The organism is Streptomyces sp. BA2 (assembly GCF_009769735.1).
Classification (GTDB): Bacteria; Actinomycetota; Actinomycetes; order Streptomycetales; family Streptomycetaceae; genus Streptomyces.
Map to the genome: position 1 here is coordinate 5256918 of NZ_WSRO01000002.1, position 24220 is coordinate 5281137.

Annotated in this window: 20 protein-coding genes; 8 read left to right on the plus strand and 12 right to left on the minus strand. The window is 70.2% G+C overall.

Going from position 1 to position 24220, the window contains the following annotated elements; translation table 11 throughout:
* Positions 1-14: 14 nt before the first annotated feature.
* Positions 15-449: a PPOX class F420-dependent oxidoreductase gene (locus tag E5671_RS26490; RefSeq protein ID WP_160506422.1), complete on the minus strand. Its 435-nt coding sequence runs from the start codon at positions 447-449 to the stop codon at positions 15-17.
* Positions 450-737: 288 nt separating this feature from the next.
* Here E5671_RS26490 and E5671_RS26495 point away from each other — a divergent pair, with 288 nt between their 5' ends.
* Together E5671_RS26495 and E5671_RS26500 are read left to right on the plus strand one after the other, a co-directional pair.
* Positions 738-1286 carry a DUF1062 domain-containing protein gene (locus E5671_RS26495; protein WP_336605852.1) on the plus strand — a complete coding sequence of 183 codons (549 nt, stop codon included), beginning with the start codon at positions 738-740 and terminating at the stop codon, positions 1284-1286.
* A 189-nt stretch (positions 1287-1475) separates the two neighbouring features.
* Positions 1476-2216: a DUF4232 domain-containing protein gene (locus E5671_RS26500; protein ID WP_160506423.1), complete on the plus strand. Its 741-nt coding sequence runs from the start codon at positions 1476-1478 to the stop codon at positions 2214-2216.
* A gap of 120 nt (positions 2217-2336) precedes the next feature.
* On the opposite strand, the gene E5671_RS26505 is transcribed toward E5671_RS26500, so the two are convergent.
* Positions 2337-5459 carry an NACHT domain-containing protein gene (locus tag E5671_RS26505; protein ID WP_160506424.1) on the minus strand — a complete coding sequence of 1041 codons (3123 nt, stop codon included), beginning with the start codon at positions 5457-5459 and terminating at the stop codon, positions 2337-2339.
* Between the two features lie 489 nt (positions 5460-5948).
* Between E5671_RS26505 and E5671_RS26510 the strand changes: the two genes are divergently transcribed.
* A complete protein-coding gene (locus tag E5671_RS26510) occupies positions 5949-6662 on the plus strand; it encodes a M23 family metallopeptidase (protein WP_160506425.1) in 714 nt (237 codons plus the stop codon).
* A 42-nt stretch (positions 6663-6704) separates the two neighbouring features.
* Here E5671_RS26510 and E5671_RS26515 read toward each other — a convergent pair whose 3' ends face one another.
* Positions 6705-7292 carry a TetR/AcrR family transcriptional regulator gene (locus E5671_RS26515; protein WP_160506426.1) on the minus strand — a complete coding sequence of 196 codons (588 nt, stop codon included), beginning with the start codon at positions 7290-7292 and terminating at the stop codon, positions 6705-6707.
* 171 nt (positions 7293-7463) lie between these two features.
* Between E5671_RS26515 and E5671_RS26520 the strand changes: the two genes are divergently transcribed.
* Complete coding sequence (locus E5671_RS26520; protein WP_160506427.1) at positions 7464-9125, plus strand: MDR family MFS transporter; 1662 nt, start codon at positions 7464-7466, stop codon at positions 9123-9125.
* 116 nt (positions 9126-9241) lie between these two features.
* Here E5671_RS26520 and cseC read toward each other — a convergent pair whose 3' ends face one another.
* The 5 genes from cseC to E5671_RS26545 form a co-directional block, all read right to left on the minus strand.
* Positions 9242-10612 carry a two-component system sensor histidine kinase CseC gene (cseC, locus tag E5671_RS26525; RefSeq protein WP_160506428.1) on the minus strand — a complete coding sequence of 457 codons (1371 nt, stop codon included), beginning with the start codon at positions 10610-10612 and terminating at the stop codon, positions 9242-9244.
* A 110-nt stretch (positions 10613-10722) separates the two neighbouring features.
* Positions 10723-11436: a two-component system response regulator CseB gene (gene cseB / locus E5671_RS26530; RefSeq protein ID WP_160506429.1), complete on the minus strand. Its 714-nt coding sequence runs from the start codon at positions 11434-11436 to the stop codon at positions 10723-10725.
* A 9-nt stretch (positions 11437-11445) separates the two neighbouring features.
* Positions 11446-12099 (minus strand): hypothetical protein, encoded by a 654-nt coding sequence (locus tag E5671_RS26535; protein WP_160506430.1) that lies wholly within the window; start codon positions 12097-12099, stop codon positions 11446-11448.
* The gene (locus E5671_RS26540) at positions 12087-12665 is read right to left on the minus strand and encodes a SigE family RNA polymerase sigma factor (protein ID WP_160506431.1); all 579 of its coding nucleotides are present in this window, start codon (positions 12663-12665) and stop codon (positions 12087-12089) included. Before E5671_RS26540 ends, E5671_RS26535 begins: the two co-directional genes overlap by 13 nt.
* 181 nt (positions 12666-12846) lie before the next feature.
* On the minus strand, positions 12847-13788 hold the full coding sequence (locus E5671_RS26545; protein WP_160506432.1) for an A/G-specific adenine glycosylase: 942 nt from the start codon (positions 13786-13788) through the stop codon (positions 12847-12849).
* Between the two features lie 1015 nt (positions 13789-14803).
* Here E5671_RS26545 and E5671_RS26550 point away from each other — a divergent pair.
* Positions 14804-16165, plus strand: a complete 1362-nt coding sequence (locus E5671_RS26550; protein ID WP_160506433.1) for a sensor histidine kinase — start codon at positions 14804-14806, stop codon at positions 16163-16165.
* 13 nt (positions 16166-16178) lie between these two features.
* The gene (locus tag E5671_RS26555) at positions 16179-16832 is read left to right on the plus strand and encodes a response regulator (protein WP_160506434.1); all 654 of its coding nucleotides are present in this window, start codon (positions 16179-16181) and stop codon (positions 16830-16832) included.
* A 16-nt stretch (positions 16833-16848) separates the two neighbouring features.
* Here E5671_RS26555 and E5671_RS26560 read toward each other — a convergent pair whose 3' ends face one another.
* Complete coding sequence (locus E5671_RS26560; RefSeq protein WP_160506435.1) at positions 16849-17514, minus strand: phosphatase PAP2 family protein; 666 nt, start codon at positions 17512-17514, stop codon at positions 16849-16851.
* Positions 17515-17732: 218 nt separating this feature from the next.
* On the opposite strand from E5671_RS26560, the gene E5671_RS26565 reads away from it, so the two are divergent.
* Positions 17733-18551 carry a hypothetical protein gene (locus E5671_RS26565; protein ID WP_160506436.1) on the plus strand — a complete coding sequence of 273 codons (819 nt, stop codon included), beginning with the start codon at positions 17733-17735 and terminating at the stop codon, positions 18549-18551.
* A gap of 95 nt (positions 18552-18646) precedes the next feature.
* Here E5671_RS26565 and disA read toward each other — a convergent pair whose 3' ends face one another.
* Positions 18647-19771: a DNA integrity scanning diadenylate cyclase DisA gene (gene disA / locus E5671_RS26570; RefSeq protein WP_160506437.1), complete on the minus strand. Its 1125-nt coding sequence runs from the start codon at positions 19769-19771 to the stop codon at positions 18647-18649.
* A 79-nt stretch (positions 19772-19850) separates the two neighbouring features.
* The gene (radA, locus tag E5671_RS26575) at positions 19851-21269 is read right to left on the minus strand and encodes a DNA repair protein RadA (RefSeq protein WP_160506438.1); all 1419 of its coding nucleotides are present in this window, start codon (positions 21267-21269) and stop codon (positions 19851-19853) included.
* A 189-nt stretch (positions 21270-21458) separates the two neighbouring features.
* Here radA and E5671_RS26580 point away from each other — a divergent pair, with 189 nt between their 5' ends.
* Positions 21459-23174, plus strand: coding sequence for a BACON domain-containing protein (locus tag E5671_RS26580; protein ID WP_202121275.1), 1716 nt, complete (start codon positions 21459-21461; stop codon positions 23172-23174).
* 163 nt (positions 23175-23337) lie between these two features.
* On the opposite strand, the gene E5671_RS26585 is transcribed toward E5671_RS26580, so the two are convergent.
* On the minus strand, positions 23338-24186 hold the full coding sequence (locus E5671_RS26585) for a hypothetical protein (protein WP_160506440.1): 849 nt from the start codon (positions 24184-24186) through the stop codon (positions 23338-23340).
* Positions 24187-24220 lie beyond the last annotated feature (34 nt).

Below are 24220 nucleotides of genomic sequence, written 5' to 3' on the forward strand. Positions count from 1 at the left end.
TGCCCGGCGCCTGACTAGTTGAGCCTCGTGCCGTACACGTTGTCGACCGTCATCGTGATCAGCACCCGGTGGTCGGACACCATGACCGCGCGGTACTCGTCCCAGTTCGGGTGCTCGCCTGCGGCGGCACGGTAGTAGTCCACCAGGGCCTGGACCTCGGGGCCCTGCGGGTCGGTCCCGGGTCCGGTGATCGTGACCGTGCCCTCGGCGGTGGCCCAGGAACGGCCATCGGGGCTTGTCACCTCCAGCGCGGCGCGGGGGTCACGACGCAGGTTCGCGATCTTCGCTGTCTTCGCGGTCGTCGATACGCGGATGACGCCCGCGGAGCGGTCGTACGACGGCATGACGGGCGAGAGCTGGGGGCGGCCGTCGGACTTGATCGTGGCCAGCACGCCGAGGGTGCTTTGGGTGAGGAGGGCGTGGGGGTCGAAGTTTGATTCTGTCGTCATGTGGGGCCCAACTCGTTGGCGGGTACGGGGTATTCCGGCGCGGCCTGATGGTCTGCCGGGTCACGGCCTTGATGCCCCAGCCCGCCTGCTTCTGGCGGGGAAGTGTTCGAAAAGCGGTGGAGTGGAATCGCTGGGTGCCACTACCGTGCTGCCGAACCGAGTCGTCTAGGCAAGGACGTGCCGTTGTACACCCTGTGAGTTTTCCCGAGCGCTGATTCGTCGCGCGTCGCGCCCTGCGCGCCGCGCTGCTTTTTGCTGCGGACTTCTCACTGAAACCGGTGTACTTCTGTGCTCAATCGCTGGGTGGTCATGCCCACCTGCCTGCCTACCGTTCTCCGCCGTTGCCACGCCTGCGCGTCCCGGCGCTTCCGGGCGAACGGCAAGTTTCGCGTCAACGCGAACCACAAGCTCCTCGACGCCTGGCTCCTCGTGCTCTGTACCGCTTGCGGGGAAACCGCGAAGCTCACAGTTCTGGAGCGGGCGAACGTGCGCTCCGTACCTGCCGGGCTGCTGGACCGGATGCACGGCAACGACCCTGTCCTGGCGGGTGAGTTGCTTCAGGACCCCGTTCTGCGGCGTCGTAATCACATCGCCCTTGATTGGGGCGGCGCCTGGCGTCTCGACACCGGCGGGTCGGATCACCTGGGCCGTGAGGTGATCGACGTCTCGGTCCGCTTCGCGGCGCGGATTCCCGTCCGGCCGACGCGGCTGATCGCCGAGGGCTGTGGTCTTTCGCGGGCCGAGGTCGAGAGGCTGGTCGTGGAGGGGAAGCTCGTCTCGGCGGTCCGGCTGAGCGGCAAGCTCTCCGGCGACTTCACCTTCACGCTCAAGCGCTGAGCCGTCCATCAGGGCCAATTGTCGCCTGGTCAGGGGCCTGTCCGGCAGTCCGCCGGACAGGCCCCCGCGGCTGCCCACGCATGCGTTAGGCGGATGTTAGTCGGGTGGGAGCTTGGCGTTAGTGGCCTCGATCAGAGTCGGTGTTGTTCCGAGGACGGAACGACACCGACAACCCAATGGGGACCCGCCATGCGTTCCAACACCGCCACCGCCACCGCCACCGCCACTCGTCGCCGCAACCTGCGCTTCGCCGCCGCCGCTCTGACCGTCGCCGCGAGCCTCTCGCTGACGGCCTGCAACGGCGATGACGTGACGGGACAGGGCGACCCGTCGGCCGCGTCCAGTTCGTCCTCGTCGGGCGGCGGTTCGGAGCAGAGCGGTTCGGGCTCGGGCGGCTCCGAGCAGGGCGGCGGGAAGGACTCGGCCGGGCAGAGTTCCGGCGGGCAGGGCGCGGACGCCGGGACCGCGGCCGGCAGCGGGACCGGTTCGAGCGAGAGCGGTCAGGTCGCCAAGTGCCGTACCGACGCCCTGGACATCTCGGCGTCGGACAGCACCATCGACGGCGACGACGAGGGCTCTGTCGCGGTGCAGATGACGAACGTCGGCGGCAAGGACTGCGTGATGTCCGGGTTCGCCGGTGTGGACCTGAAGACCAGTGAGGGGTCGCTGTCCGCGGAGCGCAGTGGTCAGGCGGCCGCGCGGATGGTCCTCAAGGACGGGAAGTCGGTGTTCTTCAGCATCAGCTACCCGATGAACGACTCGGGCGGCTCCGGTGTCGGCGTCACGGGCCTCGTGGTGACCCCGCCCGGGGAGACGAAGTCGTACACGATGGACTGGCCCGGCGCCGCGACCCTGCCCGTCACCGACGGCTCCGGCTCCCCGGTCAAGGTCCTCCCGCTCGGCAGCGCGGGCCAGGGCGGCGCGTCGTAGTCAGGTGCAGCGGGGCGCAGTGCGGAAACGGTGCGCTGAACCAGGCCCCCGCTCCCGCCTCGATGGGCAGGACTTGCAGGGTCACGTTGGGCAGTGCCGGGGTGGCGAGGGAGAGTGGTTTCAGCTCAACTGCCGAGGGAGGTACGTGTAGTGACGTACCTCGATGCGCGGGGGGAGATGCTTGAGACCGGATACCCAGTTGTCGGGTACCCACAGCTGCCTCAGTGCGGGGAGCAGGGCCAAGGGGGAGGCATCAATCTCCAGCCGTCTCCCAGCCGCATACAAGGACAGGTGCTCGACGCCTGGAAACAGCCTGGCGATCTGGCGTGCCGCGTTCGTCCGGCCGGTTGAATGACGCAGCGACAGGCGGGTCACCGTGGGCAGCGTCACGCCGGGGGGCGCTGAGGCGAGGCTGCCGGACGAGAGGTCCAGCTGAGTCAGGCGAGGCAGACGTCCGAGTGCCTCCCATTCCTCAGGATCGTGCGGGCCGTCCGCATAGCTGAGCGCGACTTGCTCCAGCTCCGGCCATCTGTCCACCGAATCCAGATCACGCAGGGTGTAGCCCGAGTTGTACATCTCCAGCGTCCGTATCGGGGCGTCGGCAGGGAACAGGCTGAGGCTCCAGGGTTCGCTGATGTCGATGAGGCGAAGCCGGTTCAGGTTGTGCAGCCCGCTGAGTGCCTCGGGGGAGAGCCGGGTAGGGGGCATCCTGAGAACGAGGACTTCGGGGTCGCATGCCGCGAGCAGGCGGTCGGCTGCCGTAGGCGCAACCGTCTCCCGGATGTCCAGCAGCTTTGGGCGGATGCCCAGACGTTCGAGTTCCACGATCTGAGCGGTGCTGCGCAGGGTGAAGTGCGTCTCCCCGTCATCGAGTTGGGAGATGACGCGCTCCGCGTACGGACGGCAGGCGTAGCGGTTCCAGCCCCACATGAGCTGTCTTCGCACGCCCGGCGACGGATGCTGGGCAAGTCGCGCGAGAAACGGGATCGCGGCGTCCGACGGGACATTCGTCGCGGTGACCGCCACGAAATCGGCGACGGTGTCACTCAGAACGTCCGGGCCCGGTAGAAGGTCCAGAATCATGGGCCCGACCGCCGCCAGTTCGAGAGCCCTGTCCGTGTTGGGCGGCGGTACCAGCTCATACATCCGCCGCTCCACTTCCTGCCGCACCTCGGGGGCCAGCTCCGCCGCGTGCTCCAGACAGGCTGCCGCCAGCAGATGGATACGATTCCGCCCCGGTACGTCGTCCCCGCGCGCGTCCCCGTGCTTGAGCAACTCCCGTAAGATCTCCGCCCGTTCACGTGGCCGTGCCTGCGCCACCGCCATCCGGATGACGTCCTCCCACTGGTCGCCTGCCGCGTGCTGTGCCAGGAGCCCGAAGTCTCCTTCGTCCACCGCTGCTCGCGCCCCGAGGAAGTCCTGGAACGTGCGGTGGATGAAGTCGACCGTGCCCGGGCCCGGCTCGCGAAGGAGTCCGCTGCGGTGGAGGAAGTGGGCGTACACCTCCTTCGCGTCGCCCAGTGCGGCCAGCTCCGGGACGGCAGGCAACGCGTCCGCGATGATCGACTCGGCTCGTGAACGGTCCATCACTGTACGGCCGTTGCGGATGAGCCAGTAGGCGAGCCGCTGCAGCAGCTGGAGCTGAGGCTCCTCCCGCAGTTCCGGTACGTGCATGTCGCGCTCACGGTCCCGGCGGATCAGCAGCATCGAAAGGGACGCCGAGTACAGATCCTTGCGGCCCAGAGGGAGGAAACCCCGCCGATCCCTGTGCAGGGCACAAATCAGGCCGCACATGAGCGGGTTGGTCGCCAGGCGGCCCAAGTCCGGCCTCGCTCCTACTGCGTCCAGGAGCTGGGTCTCGTACGCGGCGAGAGCATCGTCCTCCTCCGGTGCACCCGTGCGCGCTGCCTCGTGCCAGCGGTGGATGAACGCGGTCACCTCCGACCGGCTCATCGGCGACAGCGTCAGCTCAGTGAAGTTCTGCTCCCCGAGCCAGTCCTCCCGTACCGCCGAAGGGCGCGATGTCACCAGCCACCGATTGCCGGGGTACGCGTCGATCAGATCGCTCAGCCAACCCCGCGTGCGCCTGCGCTCCGACTCCGGGATCTCGTCGATCCCGTCCACCAGGATCAGCGCACGACCCGCGGTCAGCACGCGGGACTCCCAGCCCTTGGGCTGCGTACCCGCCAGTGGGGAGCCGACCGCCGAGAGGAAGTCCGCCGGCGCCGGGAGGCGCTCGCCGTGGCGGGTGAGGCTGCGGAGGGGGAGTACGTAGGGGATGCGGTCGTGGAGGTAGGTCATGCGGGCGTCGTCCACGGTGAGGCCCGCGGCACTCACCGCCAGCCACTGGATCAGGGTCGTCTTGCCCGAGCCCGCCTCCCCCCGGAGGAGTACGCGATCGTGGTCGGCCAGTGCCTGATCGGCGGGGCATGGCGTTGAGGTCGACTCCGCGACCTGGTCCGCCCACTGCGCGTACGCAGAGCCGGTTTCTGCCAGGGCGTCTGCCTCTTCCTGCGGCGAGAGCTGGAACTTTCCTCCCCGCTCCGTCGCCTCCAAGGACATGTACGCCGCATCCAGCGGCCACCGCCCTGGTGAGTTCGCCAGATCGACCCCGAAGATCGTCAGCTTCCCGTGCTTCTTCGCCACGTACGCGAGATACCGCCGCTCAAAGGCCACATCCTGCGCTCCGGGAGTCGGATTGCGGGTGAGTAGCTCGTCGACCTTCGTGATGAGTTCGTCCTGGCTTCGGCTCTGTGCCACGAGTGTCGCGGCGACGAAGGTGGAGCGCTGCGTGAAGAACTGCAGGATGTGCAGGCAGGCCCACTCGGTGATCGAGTCGAGGAAGAACGCGGCGTCCGCGGAGAGGCCGGAGGCCGATGCGTTGTGGATGAGCGAGCGGGCCAGCTTCCGGTGGCCCAGGCGGACCGCCTGGACGTCGTCCATGTCGAGGTCGCCGAGGGTCAGGAGCGCGCGGGCCAAGGCGTCCGTCACCGCGTCCGCCTCGTCCGGCGGGAAGGGGCGTTCGCCGGGCGAGGAGAGGGAGCCTGCCACCAGGTCGCTCGCGAGGCGCCGCACGTCCCGTTCTGCCAGGGTCCGCTTCTCGCCCCTGAAGGACACCAGGCCGGACAGCCGTACCGGCTTGTCCGTCAGGCCCGCCCCCGCCCCCTCCCGTACGAACAGTTTCTTGATCAGAGGGGCTACGACGCCCGAGGCGAGCCGGGCGCCTATGACCGCGGGATCCATGCGCCGCAGCGTAGCGCCGGTCACATTCCGGGGGTTGTGGATCTCGGTGGGCGGTGACATGACGCACAGGCGTTATGTCACGTACTAGGTGGAATAGTGGCCCCGGCTCGAGGGGTGTTCGGGACCTTCGGCACGCAACCTGCGGGACCTTGGGCTCGTCGGGGGCGTTCACCCCCAGGACGGGCCAGCGCTGGCCCGAGATGCCCTGTCGAAGTGTGGTTAAACCTGGCTGCGGCCGCTGATTCCGGCAGCTGGTTGAAGGGGTAATTGTCGGGATTTGTCAGTGTCAAGGGGGCGAAAGACGGGCGTCTGGCTACGGCTTTAGGTAGTAGATGGGGTGTTTGAGCAGGGGGCGGGGTGCGGGTTACCAAGGTGAGGCCCCGGCGGAACGCAGCGAAGCGTGTGGCCGGGTCCCTTTGTGTCTCACGTGCCTCGCAGCGACATGCGGCGGTGTCACGTACACGCTCCCCATCCCGGAGGTAATCCGCCATGTCGAAGCGCGCCACGTCCCACCAGTCCGGCCTGTCCCTGCTCCGTACGCGGACGGCCGTCGTCACCGTCGCGGGCCTCGGGCTCGGGGCCTCCGTCGTTCTCGGTTCCGGGATCGCGGCCGCCGCGGACGCCAAGAGCGGCGCGCTGCCCGGCGTCTCCGCCAATTCGATCTCGGCGCAGGCCGACGCGCAGGCCAAGGCCGCCGCGAAGAAGGCCGAGCAGGCCAAGCAGGCCGCCGCCAAGAAGGCCGAGCAGGCCAAGCAGGCGAAGCAGGCCGCCGCCAAGAAGGCCGCCGCCTGGCAGGACCCGGTCGACAAGTACACGCTCTCCGCGTCCTTCGGGCTCGGCGGCAACATGTGGTCCAGCAAGCACTCCGGCCAGGACTTCGCCGTGTCGATCGGCACCTCCGTCGAGGCCGTGCACAACGGCACCGTCGTCAAGGCCGGCGGCAACGGCGCCGGTGACGGTCCCGCGTACGGCAACGCCATCGTGATCAAGCACGACAACGGCACGTTCTCGCAGTACGCGCACCTGTCGAAGATCGACGTCCGCGTCGGCCAGACCGTCGGCACCGGCCAGCACATCGCCGCGTCCGGCAACACCGGTAACTCCAGCGGCCCGCACCTGCACTTCGAGATCCGTACGACGCCGAACTACGGCTCGGCGGTCGACCCGGTCGCGTTCCTGCGCTCCAACGGTGTCACCGTCTGATCAGTCGCCCAGTCACCCAGTAACCGTCTGATCAGCGGTTACTTAGGCGCCCTCGTGCGCCTGTGTCACCAGATCGATGGCGACCTCGAGGATGGCCTTGCGCTTCTCCTCGGGGTCGCCTTCGGCGTCCTTGAGCACGAACATCCCGCCGTGCATCGTGAACAGGGCACTGAAGCAGCGCACCTGGGTCGTCATCGGCGAGCCCGGCTCCCGGAGGATGTCGAGCAGGCTGAACACGCGGTCCTTGAAGGTCTCACCCGTCTTCAGGTCCCGCATCGTCGCCTGGTTCTCCTGCATGAAGCGGAAGAGCGAGGACGCGTGCGTGAGGATCTCGCTGTAGCGGGTCAGGATCGTCCGCTTGACGTCCAGCGTGTGCGGCTGCTCCTTGCCCCACTCCACCAGCTCGTCGATGGGCCTGGTCAGGTCCTCGAAGATGCTGGTGAGGATGTCTTCCTTGGTCTTGAAGTGGTAGTAGAGCGCCGCCTTCGTGACGTCCAGACGTTCCGCGATCTCGCGCAGTGACGTCTTCTCGTAGCCCTGCTCGGCGAAGAGTTCGAGGGCCACGTCCTGGATGCGCTGGCGGGTGTCCCCCCGGCGCTGCTGCTTGCCCGTGCTCGTGCCCGTGGCCATCTCGGTGCTCCTCGGCTCCCTCGACTCGAATCCTTGGATCCGATTTTACTTACTTGACGCCCGGCTAGTTAGGGGTCTAGTTTCCCTCAGTGTAGTCAGCTTGCCGGTCGGCAAGTAAGTAGCAGCAAGTAAGTAGACGTACGCAGTCGGGGTTACAGGGGAGTGGGGAACATGGCCGAGATCAAGGAAAAGCCGGGGGATCAGGCAAAGCCGGGCGAACCGGCGGTGAAGGACGCGCCTCAGCCGCGCAGTGTTCGCGTCGTGATGATGGCGCTGATGGTCACCATCCTCCTCGCGATGCTCGACAACATGATCGTGAGCCCCGCGATGCCGACGATCGTCGGTGACCTCGGCGGCATGGAACACCTGTCGTGGGTCGTCACCGCGTACATGCTCGCGACCGCGGCCTCGACTCCCATCTGGGGCAAGCTCGGCGACATGTACGGGCGCAAGGGCGTCTTCCTCATCTCCATAGTGATCTTCCTGCTCGGTTCCGTGCTCAGCGGCATGGCGCAGGACATGGGCCAGCTGATCGGTTTCCGTGCCGTCCAGGGGCTCGGCGCGGGCGGTCTGATGGTCGGCGTCATGGCGATCATCGGTGAGCTCGTCTCGCCGCGCGAGCGCGGCAAGTACATGGGCATGATGACCGGCGTCATGGCGGTCGCCATGATCGGCGGACCGCTCGTCGGCGGCACCATCACCGACCACCTCGGCTGGCGCTGGGCCTTCTACATCAACCTGCCGCTCGGTGCCGTCGCGCTCGCCATGGTGACCGCGGTGCTGCACCTGCCGAAGAAGAAGGCGAAGGGGCGCATCGACTACCTCGGCGCGGCGCTGCTGACCGTGGGCATCAGCTCGCTCGTGCTCGTCACCACGTGGGGCGGCACGGAGTACGCCTGGACCTCGACCGTGATCATGGAGCTCATCGCGATCGGCGTCGTCTCGCTCATCAGCTTCGTCATCGTGCAGAAGAAGGCCGCCGAGCCGATACTGCCGCTGCACATCTTCCGCAGCCTCAACTTCACGCTGATGTCGGTGGTCGGCTTCATCACCGGGTTCGTGATGTTCGGCGCGATGCTGTTCCTGCCGCTCTACCAGCAGTCGGTGCAGGGCGCTTCGGCCACCAACTCCGGTCTGCTGCTCCTGCCGATGCTGCTCGCGATGATGGTCGTCTCGTTCTTCTCGGGCCGGTTCACCACCTCCACCGGCAAGTACAAGATCTTCCCGATCGCCGGCACCGTACTGATGGTCATCGGGCTCTTCCTGCTGTCGCAGATGGACACCGACACCACGCGGTTCACGTCGGGCCTCTACATGGCGGTGCTCGGTGCGGGCATGGGCTGCCTGATGCAGATCACCATGCTGGTCGCGCAGAACAGCGTCGAGATGAAGGACATGGGCGTCGCGTCGTCCTCGGCCACGCTCTTCCGTACGCTCGGTTCGTCGTTCGGCGTCGCGATCATGGGCGCGCTGTTCAACAGCCGGGTCGAGGACACGATGTCCGAGCGCGGCGGGGCGCTGGGCGGCAAGGTCACTGAGCAGTCGGCGCAGCTGGATGCGGACAGCCTGGCGAAGCTGCCGGAGGCGGTGCGGGATGCGTATCAGCATGCTGTTTCTGCCGGTACGCACTCGGCGTTCCTGCTGGGGGCGGTTATCGGGGTGGCGGCGCTCGTCGCTGCGCTGTTCGTGAGGGAAGTTCCCCTGCGGGGGGCTGGGCCGAAGGACTCCGAGCCCGAGGGTTCCGGCCCTGCGGGGTCGGACAAGCCGGTCGAGGATGCGGCTGGGGACGCTGCTGCGGCGGGGCCGCGGGCGACGGTTGCAGAGGTCGTCTGACCTGCGGTCCTACCCCTCGGCTGAGCTGAAACGGGCCCCGGCACCTTCTGGTGCCGGGGCCCGTTGCCGTGCGTTCCGCCCTGCGGAACGCCTGCCCACAACGTAAGCGGGCCGCGTTACTTGTACTTGTCCGGCAGCTGCAAGATCGGGAAGCTGCCCGTGTTCGTCGGGGCGTGTTCCGGGAGCCAGAGGACTGCCACCGCGCCCTCCGCCGGGTCGTCCGGGCCCGCGCCCGCGGGGGTCACGTTGCGGAAGGTGAGCCTCGCGCCGAGCACCCTCGCCTGGCCCGCCGCGATCGTCAGACCCAGGCCGTGCCCGACGCCCGCGCGGTCCGTGCTGCCGGTGCGGAAACGGCTCGGCCCCTCCTCCAGGAGACCCGCGGGGAACCCGGGGCCATGGTCCCGGACCCGCACCACGCGGCCCTCGACGCTGACCTCGACCGGCGGCTTACCGTGCTTGGCCGCGTTGGCGAGGAGGTTGCCCAGGATGCGCTCAAGGCGGCGCGGGTCGGTGGTGACCTCCGACTCGTGCACCACCGTCACGCTCACGTCCGAGTTCAGCACCGCGATCCGCCGCGTCACGAACTCGCCCAGCATCAGGTCCTGCAGCTCGGCCCGCTCGGCCGCGCTGTCCAGACGGGCCACTTCGAGCACGTCCTCGACGAGCGTGCGCATCGCCTGCGCCCGGTCCCTGACCAGCTCGGTCGGGCGTCCAGGCGGCAGCAGCTCGGCCGCCGTGAGCAGGCCGGTCACCGGCGTACGCAGCTCGTGCGCGATGTCAGCCGTCACCCGCCGCTCCGCTTCGAGGCGCTGCTTGAGCGCGTCCGCCATCGCGTCCACCGACCGCGCGAGGTCATCGGTCTCATCGCGTACGACGCCGCCGATGGCATCTCGTACGCTCACGTCCGTCTGCCCCTGCGCCACCTCCTGCGCCGCCGTCGCCGCCTTGCGCAGGCGCCGCGAGAGCTGGCCGCCGATGAGCACGCCGAGCGCGCAGCCGCCGAAGACGACGGAGATGGAGCCGATGACCAGGGCCTGGTCGAGGTCCTTCATGACGGTGGCGCTGCGGTCGGTGAAGCGGGTGTGCAGCGACAGGATGTGGCCGTCGCTCAGCGGGACCGCCGCCCAGATGTCCGGCACACCGCCCGCGTGGTCCTCCACGTAGGTCGCGCGGCGCCCGGTGAGCACCTTCGCAAGGAGGTCCTTGGGCATCTCCGGGTCGTCGATCTTCATGCCGAACTGGCCCGTGCGCCCGGACGTCTCGTAGATCCGCTGGGCGTACAGGATCCGCTCGTCCTGCACGTCGCGCGCGTTGTCGAGCATCGAGACGCGCGCCGCGTTGTGCACGACCAGGCTCAGCGCCACCGCGACAAGAGCGCCGACCAGCGCGATCGCCGCGCTGATCTTCCAGCGCACGCCGGTGCGCAGGCCGGAGCCCAGCCTCGTGCGCAGGCGGGCGCGCAGCGCGGCCACCGTCCCCCCGCTCATATGTGTCCCCCGAGATGCGCCGCCGCGGCGTCGAACCGTGCCGCGCCGTTCAGTCCTTCAGTCAGTCCTTCAGTCATGTGTTCAGCCATGCGTTCAGCCATGCCGTCGGCTCATGCCTTGAGCTTGTAGCCGAAGCCGCGGACCGTCTCGATCCGGTCCTGGCCCACCTTCGTACGCAGCCGCTGCACATGGACGTCGACGACGCGGGTGTCACCGCCCCAGCCGTAGTCCCACACGCGCTCCAGGAGCTTGTCGCGGGAGAGGACCGTGCCGGGCGCGGACGAGAATTCGAGGAGCAGGCGCATCTCGGTCGGCGTCAGCGCCACGGGAGCTCCGCCCTTGCGGACCTCCATGCCCTCCGTGTCGATCTCCAGATCGCCGAAGTGCAGCACACCACCGTCCGGCGAACCGCCGTCACCGGAGGCAGGCGCCCCCGAGTCGGGGCCGCTCGCGTGCCCGAAGCGGCGAAGCACGGCGCGGATCCTGGCCACCAGGACGGCGCCGTCGAAGGGCTTGGTCACGTAGTCGTCGGCGCCCGCCTCAAGGCCGAGCACGACGTCGATGGAGTCGGCACGCGCCGAGAGCATGATCACCGGGACCGTCGACTCGTCGCGGATGCGGCGGCACAGCGAGACGCCGTCCAGGCCGGGCACCATCACGTCGAGCAGCGCGATGTCCGGGCGGTCGGCGCGGAACGCCTCAAGGCCCTGGAGACCGTCGGGCATCGCGGTGACGACGAAGCCGTCCCGTTCGAGCGCGAGCTGCGTCGCCTCGCGGATGACGTCGTCGTCCTCGACGAACAGGACATGAGTGTGCTCTGCCATCGGGTGCTCTCAGTTCTCCGTCGGAGCGGGTGCGTCGCCGCCCGCCGCGCTGCTGTAGTGACTGCGGGTGCGGTCCGTCTCGGTGAAGTGGTTCGAGGTCCAGCGGTACGTGATGACTTCCTCGCCGGACGGATACGACACCGGGTCACCCTTCTCGTACACCTGCTTGGTGACCACCAGGTCGCCCCGGTCGATCTCCGCGTAGACGGGTGGCTCCTCGTCCTGGAAGACATTCTCGTACTTCTTGCCTTCGGCGCGATACACGTAACTGCTGGTGCCGACGGCATCGCTGCAGGTCATGATGTTCACGACGACATCGGAGGCGGCTCCTCCGGTCAGGTTGCCGTACGAGACGTCCACGGGGTAGTCGTCACCGACGCAGGGCTTCAGATCGCGCTTGACCGTCTGGCTCACCTTCGGGTCGGCCTTGACGAGCTTCACCGCCTCCCCGGTGGAGGGCGGCGGGGGCGCGGACGTCGTCGACGGCGTCGGGGACGGCGAGGGGGTCATCACCGTCTCGCCGCGGTTGCCGGGGCCCTCGTCGCGGGCGCCGGAGCCGCCCGTCGAGCAGGCGGTGAGGAAAAGGCCGATGGCGGCGAGCGCGACCACCGCCGCACTCCCCGCCCTCAAGGTCCTGCCAGCCCGGGTGCTTAGGCCGCGCAACGCTCCCGCTCCTCACGTTCGAGCGCGCCGGTGGCGGGCTCCTCGCGGTCCCGGCTCTCGCGGTCCTGGCTCTCGCGGTCCCGGCTCTCCAGCTCCTGGCGGAGCCGTGCGAGCGCCCGGTGCAGGGTGCTCTTGACCGTTCCCGCGGACATGCCGAGTGCCGCAGCCGTCTCCTCTGTGGACATCTGCTCCCAGTGTCGCAGCACGACGACACTGCGTTGCTTGGGGGCGAGCACCTTCATGATGTCCATCAGGAGGGCGCGGTCCGCGTGCTGTTCGGTGGAGTCTTCCACGCGGGCGTCGGGCATCTGCTCGGTGGGGACCTCTTCGAGCTTGCGGGCCCGCCACCACTCCGTACGCGTGTTGATCATGACGCGGCGCAGATAGGCGTCCGCGAGCCGCTTGTCGGCTATGCCGTCCCAGCGGCCGTACGTCCGCACGAGCGCGGTCTGCAGCAGGTCCTGGGCGTCGACGGGGTCGGGGACCAGGCGCCGGGCACTGCGCAGCAGGGCGTCCTGCCGAGTGCGGACGTACTCTTCGAACTCGAGCACCTCGCCGTGCGCCATACCTAACCGCCTCCGTTCACCGACCACCGCTGCTTGTGCGGTACGGCTATGAAGCTACGGAGGCGTTGTCACGAGGCTGTGCGGAGCAGCCAGCGGGGGGCGCACGGCCTTCCGTCGGTTGTGTAACAGAAGTAGGCGGGGCGTAAAGCGGGGGCGTTTCGTTGTGGTTTGGCCGCTGCTCTCAGGTGAGGGGGAGGCGGTAGAGGCCGTCGGGGAGGGGCTCGACGAGTCCGTCGGAGACGAGACCGTCCAGGGCGCGGGCGCGCTGCACGGGCTCGTCCCACACGCGGTCGAGGGTCGCCTGCGGCACGGGAGCGACGGCCTCGCGGAGCACCGCGAGCAGCTTGCCGCGGACCTGGCGGTCCGTTCCCGCGTACGTCTGACCCCGGCGGGCCGGCCCCTGATGCGCCGGCTTCCCGGCCGTCTGCCACGCGCACTGCGCGGCGATGGGGCATCGGGCGCAGTTCTCGTTCTTGGCGGTGCAGACGAGGGCGCCGAGCTCCATGGAGGCGGCGGCCCAGCGGGACGCCGTGCGCTCGTCCTCGGGGAGGAGGGCGCGGGCGAGCTTGCGCTCGGCGGCGGTGGTGGCGTTCGGGGGGTACTGGACGCCGGTCACGGCCCGCGCGAAGACGCGGCGCACGTTCGTGTCCAGCACGGCATGACGCTGGCCGTACGCGAAGGAGGCGACGGCCGCCGCGGTGTACTCGCCGATGCCTGGCAGCGCGAGCAGCTGCGCGTGCTTGGCCGGTACGTCGCCGCCGTGCCGTTCCGTTATGGCGACGGCGGCGCCGTGCAGCCGGAGCGCGCGGCGGGGGTAGCCGAGGCGTCCCCAGGCACGGACGGCTTCGCCCGGGGCTTCCTTGGCGAGGTCGGCGGGGCGGGGCCAGCGGGCGATCCACTGCTCGTACACGGGCAGGACGCGGCTGACCGGCGTCTGCTGCAGCATGAACTCGCTGACCATCACGCCCCAGGGTCCGGCGTCGGCCCGACGCCACGGCAGATCGCGCGCGTTGGCGTCGAACCAGGCGATGACGGGGCTGTGCAGGGCCTCGCCGGCGGGCTCGGGGCTGTCTGACATTGGCATGGGCGGCGTGGGCGGCATGGGCTTCGTGGGCGCAGTCATGGCATGACGATCCTGCCACGGGGGTGGCGGGGGGCGAGCCAGGCGGGGCCTTCTCGACGTCGTTTCGCTTTTGGGGGTGGGGTGGGGTGGGGGGTCGGGGCGTGTGTCGGTGTTGCCTGGTAATTGCGGGGCGGCTTCGGGGCCGGAGCGGGCGGCAGCAGGTTGCCTCGCGTCTCGCGGCCGTCTGCGGGTGCGTGCGGGGTGCGGGGTCGGTGCGGCTGTGGGTGCGGGGCCGCGCCGGTATGTCCGTCCTCGCTATCGTCCGGTGGCCGCTGGGTTGCTTCGGCTCCGGAGACTTCGGGAGCTGTGCTCCGGGCAGACATACCGGCACGTCCCCTCGCGTGGGCTGCCGACTGCGGGTCATCGTGCGTTGCTGCGGCGTCGCTCCGGCTGTGGGGCGGGGCCGCGCCGGTATGTCCGTCCTCGCTATCGTCCGGTGGCCGTTGGGTTGCTTCGGCGCCGGAGACTTCGGGAGCCGTGCTCCGGGCAGACAAACCGGCACGTCCCCTCCCGAGCGCTGCCGACTGCGGATGCGTACGGATGACCCGCCCACCCCGCGCCTGCGGATGGCCGGCCCTGTGCCTGCGGATGGCCCACCCGCCCCTGTGCCTGCGGATGGCCTGCCCGCTCCGTGCCTGCGGATGGCCGGCCCCGTGCCTGTGGATGGCCCGCCCGCCCCTGTGCCTGCGGATCGCCCACCCACCCCTGTGCCTGCGGATCGCCCACCCACCCCGTGCCTGCGGATCGCCCACCCACCTCGGCCCATTCCCCTTGAGACCCGGGGTAATCGGGCGGGTGGGCGGGAGAGCTTGTTCGTGGAGGGGCGGATGCGGGGTGATCGGGTGGGTGGGAGAGCTTGTGCGGAGCGGGGAGTCGGGGGGCAAGGCATGACTATCGGCAGGGGTGCTTGCCGGGGGTGGGCAGTAGCGTCCGGGGGGTGGAGAGTGCATGGGGGCGGGATGCCCTCCTCTGGGGAGCGTTGGTCATACCCGCGTTGAGCGTGGACCGCCTGGGGATGAACGAGCCTCGGGCTGCTTGGCAGCAGGCTGCCGGGGTCGCGGTGCTGGGGCTGGCGGCAGCCGTCTGGCGGCGTTGGCCGCCGGGGGCTTTCGTGGCGGCGGCAGGGCTGGGGCTCGCGGCGGCACCCTCGCTCTTCACGCTCTCGTACGGCCCCGCCCTCGCGGTCTTCGCGCTGCTCATGGGACGCAGGGCCGACCACCTCCGGCCCGCCCTCCTCACCTTCGGGGCCACCGCCCTCATCGGCACCGCCAAAATCCTCGTACGCGACGTCGATCCCGTCGTGGAGTGGCTCGTCCTGACGGGCACCCTCCTCTTCGGCGCCGTCTTCCCGTGGCTCGCCGGCCGCTACCTCCGCCAAGGAAGAGAACTCGCCGCCGCCGGCTGGACCCGCGCCGCCCAGCTGGAGCGCGAGCAGCGCATCGTCGCCGACCGGGCACGGCTGCGCGAACGGGCCAGGATCGCCCAGGACATGCACGACTCCCTCGGACACGAACTGAGCCTCATCGCGGTGCGGGCCGGCGCACTCCAAGTGGCCGCCGATCTGCCGGAACGGCACCGTGGCGCCGTAACGCTGCCGGTCCGGTACGTCGTGGAGAGTGAGGGTGAGGGCGAGAGGGAGAGTGAGGGTACGGGTACGGAATTGACACCGCCGGAAGGCGAGGTCGACCGCACCGTCTACCGCATCGTCCAGGAAGCCCTCACCAACGCCGCCAAACACGCCCCCGGCGCACCCGTCACGGTGGAGGTGAAGGGGACTGCTGTCATCGTCACCAACGGTGCTGCCGAGGCGCCGGGTTCGGGGCCCGGCGCAGGCTCCGGTCTCGTGGGCCTGCGGACCAGGGTCGAAGACCTCGGCGGCACCTTCGAAGCCGGCCCGCACGGCGACGGCTTCCGGGTCCTCGCGCGCCTCCCGGCGAGGAGGAGCGACGGAGCCCCGAAGCCGCGCCCGACCGCCCCTGCCCCCGCCCCCTCCCTCGCGTACGCGCGCCGGCGCACCCTGCTGGCCTTCGGCGCCGCCCTCGCCACCGGGGCCCTGCTCGTCGGCGGCGCCTTCGCCTGGTACGCGTACTCGCGCTCGCACGCCGTCCTCGAACCGGCCGATTTCGCACGGCTGTCGGTGGGGCAGGCCCAGGCCGACGCCGAACGCCTGCTCCCCGGCCTGACCGCCTCCGACCCGCCCGCGGAGCGCGCCCCGACGCCGCCGCCCCAAGGCGCCGACTGTCGCTACTACCGCGCCAGCGGTGAACTCTTCGTCACCGTCGCGCACTTCAGGGTCTGTTTCAGGGACGGAGCCGTCGTGGAGAAGAGCATGATCCCCAAGGCCGGAGCCAAGGCCAGCGCCAAGGAGAAGGAGTGAAGGAGTGGGTGCGGTGATCCGCGTACTGCTGGCCGACGACGAGGCGATGATCCGCGCGGGCGTCCGCGCGATCCTCGGCGCGGGCGAGGCCATCGAGGTCGTGGCGGAGGCGGGCGACGGGAGGGAGGCGATCGCGCTTGCCCAGGCCCACCGGCCCGACGTCGCGCTGCTCGACATCCGCATGCCGGGGCTCGACGGCCTGACCGCGGGCGAGGAGATCGCACGGACGGTGCCCGGCACCGCGGTCGCGATGCTGACGACCTTCTCCGAAGACGCGTACGTCGCGCGAGCGCTGAGCGGCGGAGCCACCGGCTTCCTCCTGAAGTCCGGCGACCCCCACGAACTCATCGCGGGCGTACGCGCGGTGGCCGGCGGCGCCGCCTTCCTCTCGCCCAAGGTGGCCCGCCACGTCATCGACGGCTACGGCGCACAGCGCACGGTCCGCGGCGCCGACGCCCGCGCCAGGACCGCGGCACTCACTCCGCGCGAGCGCGAGGTGCTCGGGCTCGTCGGGGAGGGTCTTTCCAACCCGGAGATCGCCGCCCGGCTCCATCTGGTCGAAGGCACGGTCAAGGCGTACGTGAGCGCGGTCCTCGACCGGCTCGGGGTCAAGAACCGCGTCCAAGCGGCGATCGTCGCCTACGAGGCGGGACTTGTGCGGCTCTGACACCGCCTCATGAGTCTCAGCGGCGGTGAGACGCGGGCCGCCGTTGTGGTGTCGCGGAGGAAGCGGAGGAAGGTGTCGGGCTGCCCGGTCCCGCGAACCACCGGACTACACCCGTCGAGGAACCACGCATCGCCTCGACGACGCGCCCCACGGGGCGCGTTGCCAGACGTACGAGGAGGAAGGCGAGCGCGGCCCCGAGGAGCAGGCCCACCGCCACGTCATGCGGATAGTGCACGCCCACGAACACCCGCGAGAACGCCATGAGTACGGCCATCGGCAGCGTCAGCGCGGCGATCCGCGGCCAGGCGAGCGCGAGGCCGACGGCAGCGGCGCCCGCGATCGTCGAGTGGTTGCTGGGGAAGGACCAGTCGCCGTAGGCCGGGCACTCGACGATCGAGGTGACCGCCCCGGCGACGGCACGGCACGGACGCTCCTCGTCGACCGCCGACTTGAGCAACTCACTGCAGACGTACGCCACCGCAGTGACGAGGGGCGCGAGCACAGCTATCGCGAGGGCGCGCGGGTCGCCGCGCCGTGCCCGCCACCAGGCGACGATGAAGAGCACGCCGAAGAGCAGCAGGCCGAGCTCCGTCCACACCTCGGCGAGGTGCTGGAACCAGGTAGGGGTGTCGTGGGCGAAGTCGGTGACATCGCGATAGAGATCGTCGTCCATGGTGTCCATGATTACGGACGGTACGGAGTGGGTCCGAATCGTCACACCCGGCGATCGACCCGTCACACCCCCTGACGAAAGACAGGGGTACGGGCGTGTACGGAGACAGGGGTACGGGCTGTACGGAAAGCGGAGCCAGTCGTTCCGTGATGATGATCCGCAAACTTTGTGACTCTGGGCGGCGGGTGGGGCAGGACAACGCGCGGATGTCTCGTAAGGTTTGGGCCGTGGGATCTCTGCGCAATCCGGTCGGGCCGCTTCCCTCCACCATCTACTGGCGTCGGAGGGCCGTTCTGCTGTCCTTGATCGGGCTGATGGCGCTCCTGGTCGTGTGGGTGCTCACCATGGGCGGTGGGGGCAAGAACGACGGCGCCGACGGTCCTTCGGGCTCCGGCCCCGCCACATCCATCACTCCCGGACCTTCCGGCTCCGGGCCCGCCATCAGTGAACACCCGGGCGGGCGCGACGAGTCGGGCGACGAGGGCGACGGCGACTCCGGCTCCGGTGGCTCCGGCGGCGGCTCCGGCGATTCCGAGGGGTCCGACGGCTCGGGCGACTCCGGCGGCGGTGACGGCAGCGGCTCGGACGACGACGCCAAGGGCGGCGGCGGTTCGGGCGGACAGCTGCCCGCGGGGTCGAGCCTGCCCAACTGTGTGAGCGGCGACGTGAAGTTGAAGCTGCGGAGCGTCCACAACAGGTACGAGATCGGTGAGAAGCCGAAGTTCGAACTCGTCGCCCAGAACAGCGCTGGCAAGGCCTGCAAGGTGGATCTCGGCGGCAAGAAGACGGTGCTGACGATCACTCAGGCCGAGAGCGACAAGGAGATCTGGTCCTCGGCGGACTGCCCCGCCGGTGGTGGGAGCCTGTTGCTGCGGGTGCCGGGTGAGGGGCGCGTCACGCACACCGTGGAGTGGGACCGCCGGGGGAGCGAGCCGCGGTGTGCGACGCCTTCGGCGGGGAGTGCGGCGCCGGGCACGTATCTCGTCGAGGCCAAGTCGCCTGGGCTGGGGTCAGTGAAGACCTCGTTCGTACTTGAGGACGGCTGACCGCCGAGTGATGGACGGGTGGGCGGGAAACCAACCACCCACTCACCCGCACCCACTCACCCGCACCCGCTGGACGCACCGCTTAGAAGCACCGCTTAGACGTACCGCTCCAGAATCGACGACTCGGCAAGCCGCGAGAGCCCCTCGCGAACGCTCCGGGCCCGCGCCTCCCCCACCCCGTCCACCGTCTGCAAATCATCGACGCTCGCAGCGAGCAGCTTCTGCAGCCCCCCGAAGTGCTCAACAAGCCGGTCGATGATCGCGCCGGGCAGCCGCGGCACCTTGGCGAGCAGCCGGAAGCCCCGCGGCGACACCGCGGAGTCCAACGCCTCCGGAGAGCCCGTGTAACCCAACGCCCGCGCCACGGTAGGCAGTTCGAGCAGCTCCGCATGGCTCAGCGCGTCCAGCTCGAAGAGCGCCTCCTCGACCGTGCGCGAGCGCTTGGCCGTCGGCTCGGGGACGTAGTCCCTGACGACCAGTTCACGCTCGGGCTCGACGCCCGCGATCAACTCGTCCAGCTGGAGGGCGAGAAGACGACCGTCCGTGCCCAGCTCCACCACGTACTCTGCGATCTCCGTGGCGATGCGGCGCACCATCTCAAGGCGCTGCGCGACCGCCGTGACATCGCGGACCGTCACCAAGTCCTCGATCTCCAGGGCGGACAGGGTGCCCGCCACCTCGTCGAGGCGCAGCTTGTACCGCTCCAGGGTCGCGAGGGCCTGGTTCGCGCGGGACAGGATCGCCGCCGAGTCCTCGAGGACCTTGCGCTGTCCGTCCACGTAGAGCGCGATGAGGCGCATGGACTGGGAGACGGAGACGATGGGGTAACCCACCTGCTTGGACACGCGGTCCGCGGTGCGGTGCCGGGTGCCCGTCTCCTCGGTGGGGATCGTCGGGTCGGGGACGAGCTGCACGCCCGCCCGCAGGATCTTGGTGATGTCCTTGTCGACGACGATGCCGCCGTCGAGCTTGCACAGCTCGCGCAGGCGCGTCGCCGTGAACTCGACGTCCAGGATGAAGCCACCCGTGCACATCGACTCGACGGTCTTGTCCCAGCCGAGGACGATGAGCCCTCCGGTGTTGCCGCGGAGGATGCGCTCGAGTCCGTCGCGCAGGCCCGTGCCGGGCGCGACCGCGCTCAGGGAGGCGCGCATCAGCCCTTCGGCACCGGAGCTTCCGCCGGGCTTGCCGGGAGCTGACGCCCGGTCGTTGGCTGCCACTGCACTCCTCGGGTCGCGGGTTGTCCAAGCCCCGGTCCGTACGACTGCTTCGTACGGATGGGCGAGACCAGGGCAAAGTCTACCGGCGCTCTTCGTCCTCCCGTGGGGCCTCTCTGCGACGCGACCTCGGAAGGACACGCAGCGCGTCCCCCATGTCGGCGACTTCGGTGACCTTCATACCGGGCGGGACCTTGCCCGGGTCGGCGGGAACGAGGGCGTGCGTGAAGCCGAGACGGTGCGCTTCGGCCAGCCTGCGCTGGACTCCCGTGACCCGTCTGACCTCGCCCGCGAGGCCTACTTCGCCGATCGCGACGAGATTTTTCGGCAGCGGGGTGTCGCTCGCCGCGCTGGCCAGGGCGAGGGCGATCGCGAGGTCCGCGGCCGGCTCGGAGAGCTTCACGCCGCCGACCGTCGCGCTGTAGATGTCGCGCTTGCCGAGCGCGGTGATGCGGCCCCGCTGCTCCAGGACGGCCAGCATCATCGAGACGCGGGAGGTTTCGAGTCCGGACGTGGTGCGCCGGGGGGAGGGGATCTGGGAGTCGACGGTGAGCGCCTGGACCTCGGCCACCAGGGGGCGGCGACCTTCGAGCGTGACCGTCAGACAGGTGCCGGGGACGGCCTCCGTGCGGCGGGTGAGGAAGAGGCCGCTGGGGTCGGTGAGGCCGGTGATGCCCTCGTCATGCAGTTCGAAGCAGCCGACCTCGTCCGTCGTCCCGTACCGGTTCTTGACGCCACGGACGAGGCGCAGGCGCGCGTGCCGGTCGCCCTCGAAGGACAGGACGACGTCCACGAGGTGTTCCAGGAGGCGGGGACCCGCGATCGCGCCGTCCTTGGTGACGTGGCCGACCAGGAGCGTGGACATGCCGCGCTCCTTGGACGCGCGGATCAGGGCGCCCGCCACCTCGCGGACCTGGGCCATGCCGCCGGGCGCACCGTCGATCTCCGGGGACGCGATCGTCTGGACCGAGTCGAGGATCAGGAGGGACGGCTTCACCGCGTCCAAGTGGCCGAGAACGGCGGCGAGATCGGTCTCCGCCGCCAGATAGAGGTGGTCGTGGATCGCCTTGATGCGGTCGGCGCGCAGCCGGACCTGGCTCGCCGACTCCTCACCGGTGACATAGAGCGTGCGGTGCTCCTCGCTCGCCGACTTCGCCGCGACGTCCAGGAGCAGCGTCGACTTGCCGACGCCCGGCTCGCCCGCGAGGAGCGCCACGGCGCCGGGGACGAGGCCGCCGCCCAGGACGCGGTCGAACTCGGCGACTCCGGTGGAGCGTGCGGTGGCCTGGCGGCCGTCGACCTCGCCGATGGGCAGGGCGGACGAGGTGACGCGGCCGGGGGCGGTGGTGCGGACGGCGGGCGCGCCATACTCCTCGACCGTCCCCCAGGCCTGGCATTCGGGGCAGCGGCCGAGCCACTTGGCCGTCTGCCAGCCGCACTCGGTGCAGCGATAGGACGGGCGTTGCTTCCCGGTGTTGCCGGTCTTCGTACGGGTGGCCATGAACCGAACCGTAGCGGGCGGCACTGACAGTGGCGCACGCGAGCCGTTCCCGCCCCTGGCGCACCGTGGGCCGCGGTCACGGAATCATGGGTTCCTGTCCCCTTTTGAGGGATCTGTTCACCCGTAAGGATTAAATGTGCTCAAGGGGGAGGAGGGACCCGGCATCATCCGCCTAACTTCGCACGGGTGATGAGCAGCAGGCCGGAAACCCCCACCCAAGCAACCGGCGCACACCGGGCGCATAGTGACGCGCGCCAGCGCGTTGTGCCCCGCTCGGTGCCGCAGGCGCCCCCCGCACGCTATGAGCCCTGTCTGGACGGCCTGTTCACGTACTGCCTGTCCGTGCTCTGCGATCACGACGCCGCGACCGCCGCCCTGGGTGACGTCCTCGCCATCGCCGAGCGCCGCGGCTCACGCGGCCCCGACACCGAGGCCGAACTGAAGTCCTGGCTGTACGCACTCGCCCGCTGGGTCTGCCTGCGCGCCCTCGCCGACGCCAAGCGCAAGCGGCAGGGCGGCGGCGCCCACGCCTCCGGAGCGGCCCCCCGCGCCCCGCAAGCCCCGACAGCCCCGAAGGCGGCCGACTCCGACACACCGCCGAACGAGACGGAGCGCCGGCGGCGCCGCGAACTCGCCCAGCTGGCCTGGCCGGAGGCCGCAGGGACGACGCCCGAACAGCGTGAGGCCCTGGAGCTCGCCGTACGCCACCAGCTCGCCCCCAAGGAAGTCGCCGCGGTCATCGGCATGGACCTCGTGCAGACCCGCGACCTCCTCGCCTCCGCCGCCTGCGAGGTGGAGCGAACCCGGGCCGCGCTCGCCGTCGTGGAGACCGGCACCTGCCCGATCGTCGCCCGCCTCACCGGCGACAACCAACTCCTCCTCGGCACGGCCCTGCGCCGCGAGCTCGTCCGGCACGTCGACGACTGCCCCCGCTGCCGCCGCACCGCCGAGCGCGCCGGATCCGGGGCCTGGCCCGGCACGGCGGCCTCCCCGGCAGCGCTGCCGGTCATCGAGGCCCCGCGGACCGCCGTGCACGTGGCGATGGCGCACATCCCGCGCGCGCGGGGCGGCGGTCCGCGCTTCGACCGGCAGGGATTCCCGATGGACCCCAAGGACCACGCCGCCCGCCGCGACCGCATGCGCGCGCGTGCCGTGACGACGACGGTCGTCGCCACCGTGGTGGCCGCCCCGGTGCTCGCGCTCTGGGCGGCGTATCGCGGGGCGCCGCTCACCGGAGAGGGCCAGGACGGCCGCTCGGTCAGCGCGAGCGAGGCCGGGGACGACGGGATGAACGGCGACCGCAGACGCGAGGACTACGAGAACGCGGGCAACGCCCACACCCCGCCCGACCCCCGCTTCACCGCGGGCAGCCGCTCACCGGACGTCTCCGTGGAGGTCATCAGCGCCGGATCGCCCCCGTCACGCTCGGCGACCGGCGCGGGCCGCCTCACCGTCGAGGCGCAGCCGAGCGGCGGGACGACCCTGATCATGCTCTCCGCCTCCGGGGGCGAGCCGGTCCACTGGTCGGCGACCACGGGGGCGTCCTGGCTCTACCTGAGCCGGACATCCGGGACGCTCGCACCGGGGGAGACGTCCACGATCCGGGTGTACGTCGACCACGAGCGGGAGCCGGCAGGCCACTGGAGCGCACGGGTCTCCATCGCACCCGCGGGGGCGATCATCTCGATCGGCGGTTACGGCAACGGCTCGGGCCGCCCGACGCATCCGGGCCCCCGGCCAACCCCGATCCCACCGAAGCCCAGGCCGACGCCTACTCCGACCCCGACGCCTTCAACCCCGGACCCGACCCCGACCTCCCCGGACCCGACGCCGACGCCGTCAGACCCGGGGAGTTCGACACCACCGCCGAGCGACAGCGGCGACCCGAGTCCGAGTGAGAGCTAGTTCTTCCCCAACCCCGCCCCTTCCCGAAAACCCGCTCGGCGCGGGGGCCGAAATCCAGCCCCTCCGGCGTTTGAGGAGCGGGGGTCTGGGGGCGGAGCCCCCAGGTAGGTCCGGGGCGCAGGCACGGTTTTCGGGAAGGGGCGGGGTTGGGGACAAATCCTGTCTACCGCGAAGGATCCGCAGGGTGCGGTGCAAGCAGGGGCAGCTGCGACGCCAGTCGCTCCTCGCACAGCTCCGCAAGACGGTCGTACCCCTCCTTGCCCATCAGCTCCGTCAGCTCGGGGCGGTAGGAGACGTACACCGGGTCACCGGCACCGTGCGCCGACGTCGCCGACGTGCACCACCAGTGCAGGTCGTGGCCGCCGGGGCCCCAGCCCCGCCGGTCGTACTCCCCGATGGACACCTGGAGGATCCGCGTGTCGTCGGGCCGGTCGATCCACTCGTACGTCCGCCGGACCGGCAGCTGCCAGCACACGTCCGGCTTCGTCTCCAGCGGCTCACGCCCCTCCTTCAGCGCCAGGATGTGCAGCGAGCACCCCGCGCCGCCGGCGAAACCGGGACGGTTCTGGAAGATGCAGGAGCCGTTGTACGGGCGGGTCTGGCGCTCGCCGTCGTCGTCCGTCGACACCCAGCCGCTCTCCGTGCCGATGTCGTGGTGCTGCCAGATGTCCGGGGTGAGCCGCGCCACGGACTCGGCGACCCGCTTCTCGTCGTCCTCGTCCGAGAAGTGCGCGCCCAGCGTGCAGCAGCCGTCGTCCGCCCGGCCCGCCTGGATGCCCTGGCAGCCACTGCCGAAGATGCAGCTCCACCGAGAGGTCAGCCATGTCAGATCGCAGCGGAAGACCTGCTCGTCGTCCGCGGGATCAGGGAACTCCACCCAGGCGCGGGCGAAGTCGAGCCCCTTCTCGTCCGGCTGCTCCTTCTCCGGCCGTGACTTCAGCACCTTCTCCGGCTTCCCCGACTTCTTCTTCGACTTCGTTTTGTCGGTCTTCGCCTTTTTCGTCTTTGGCACGTCTCCAGGGTATGCGCGCGGTACCCGGTCCGAG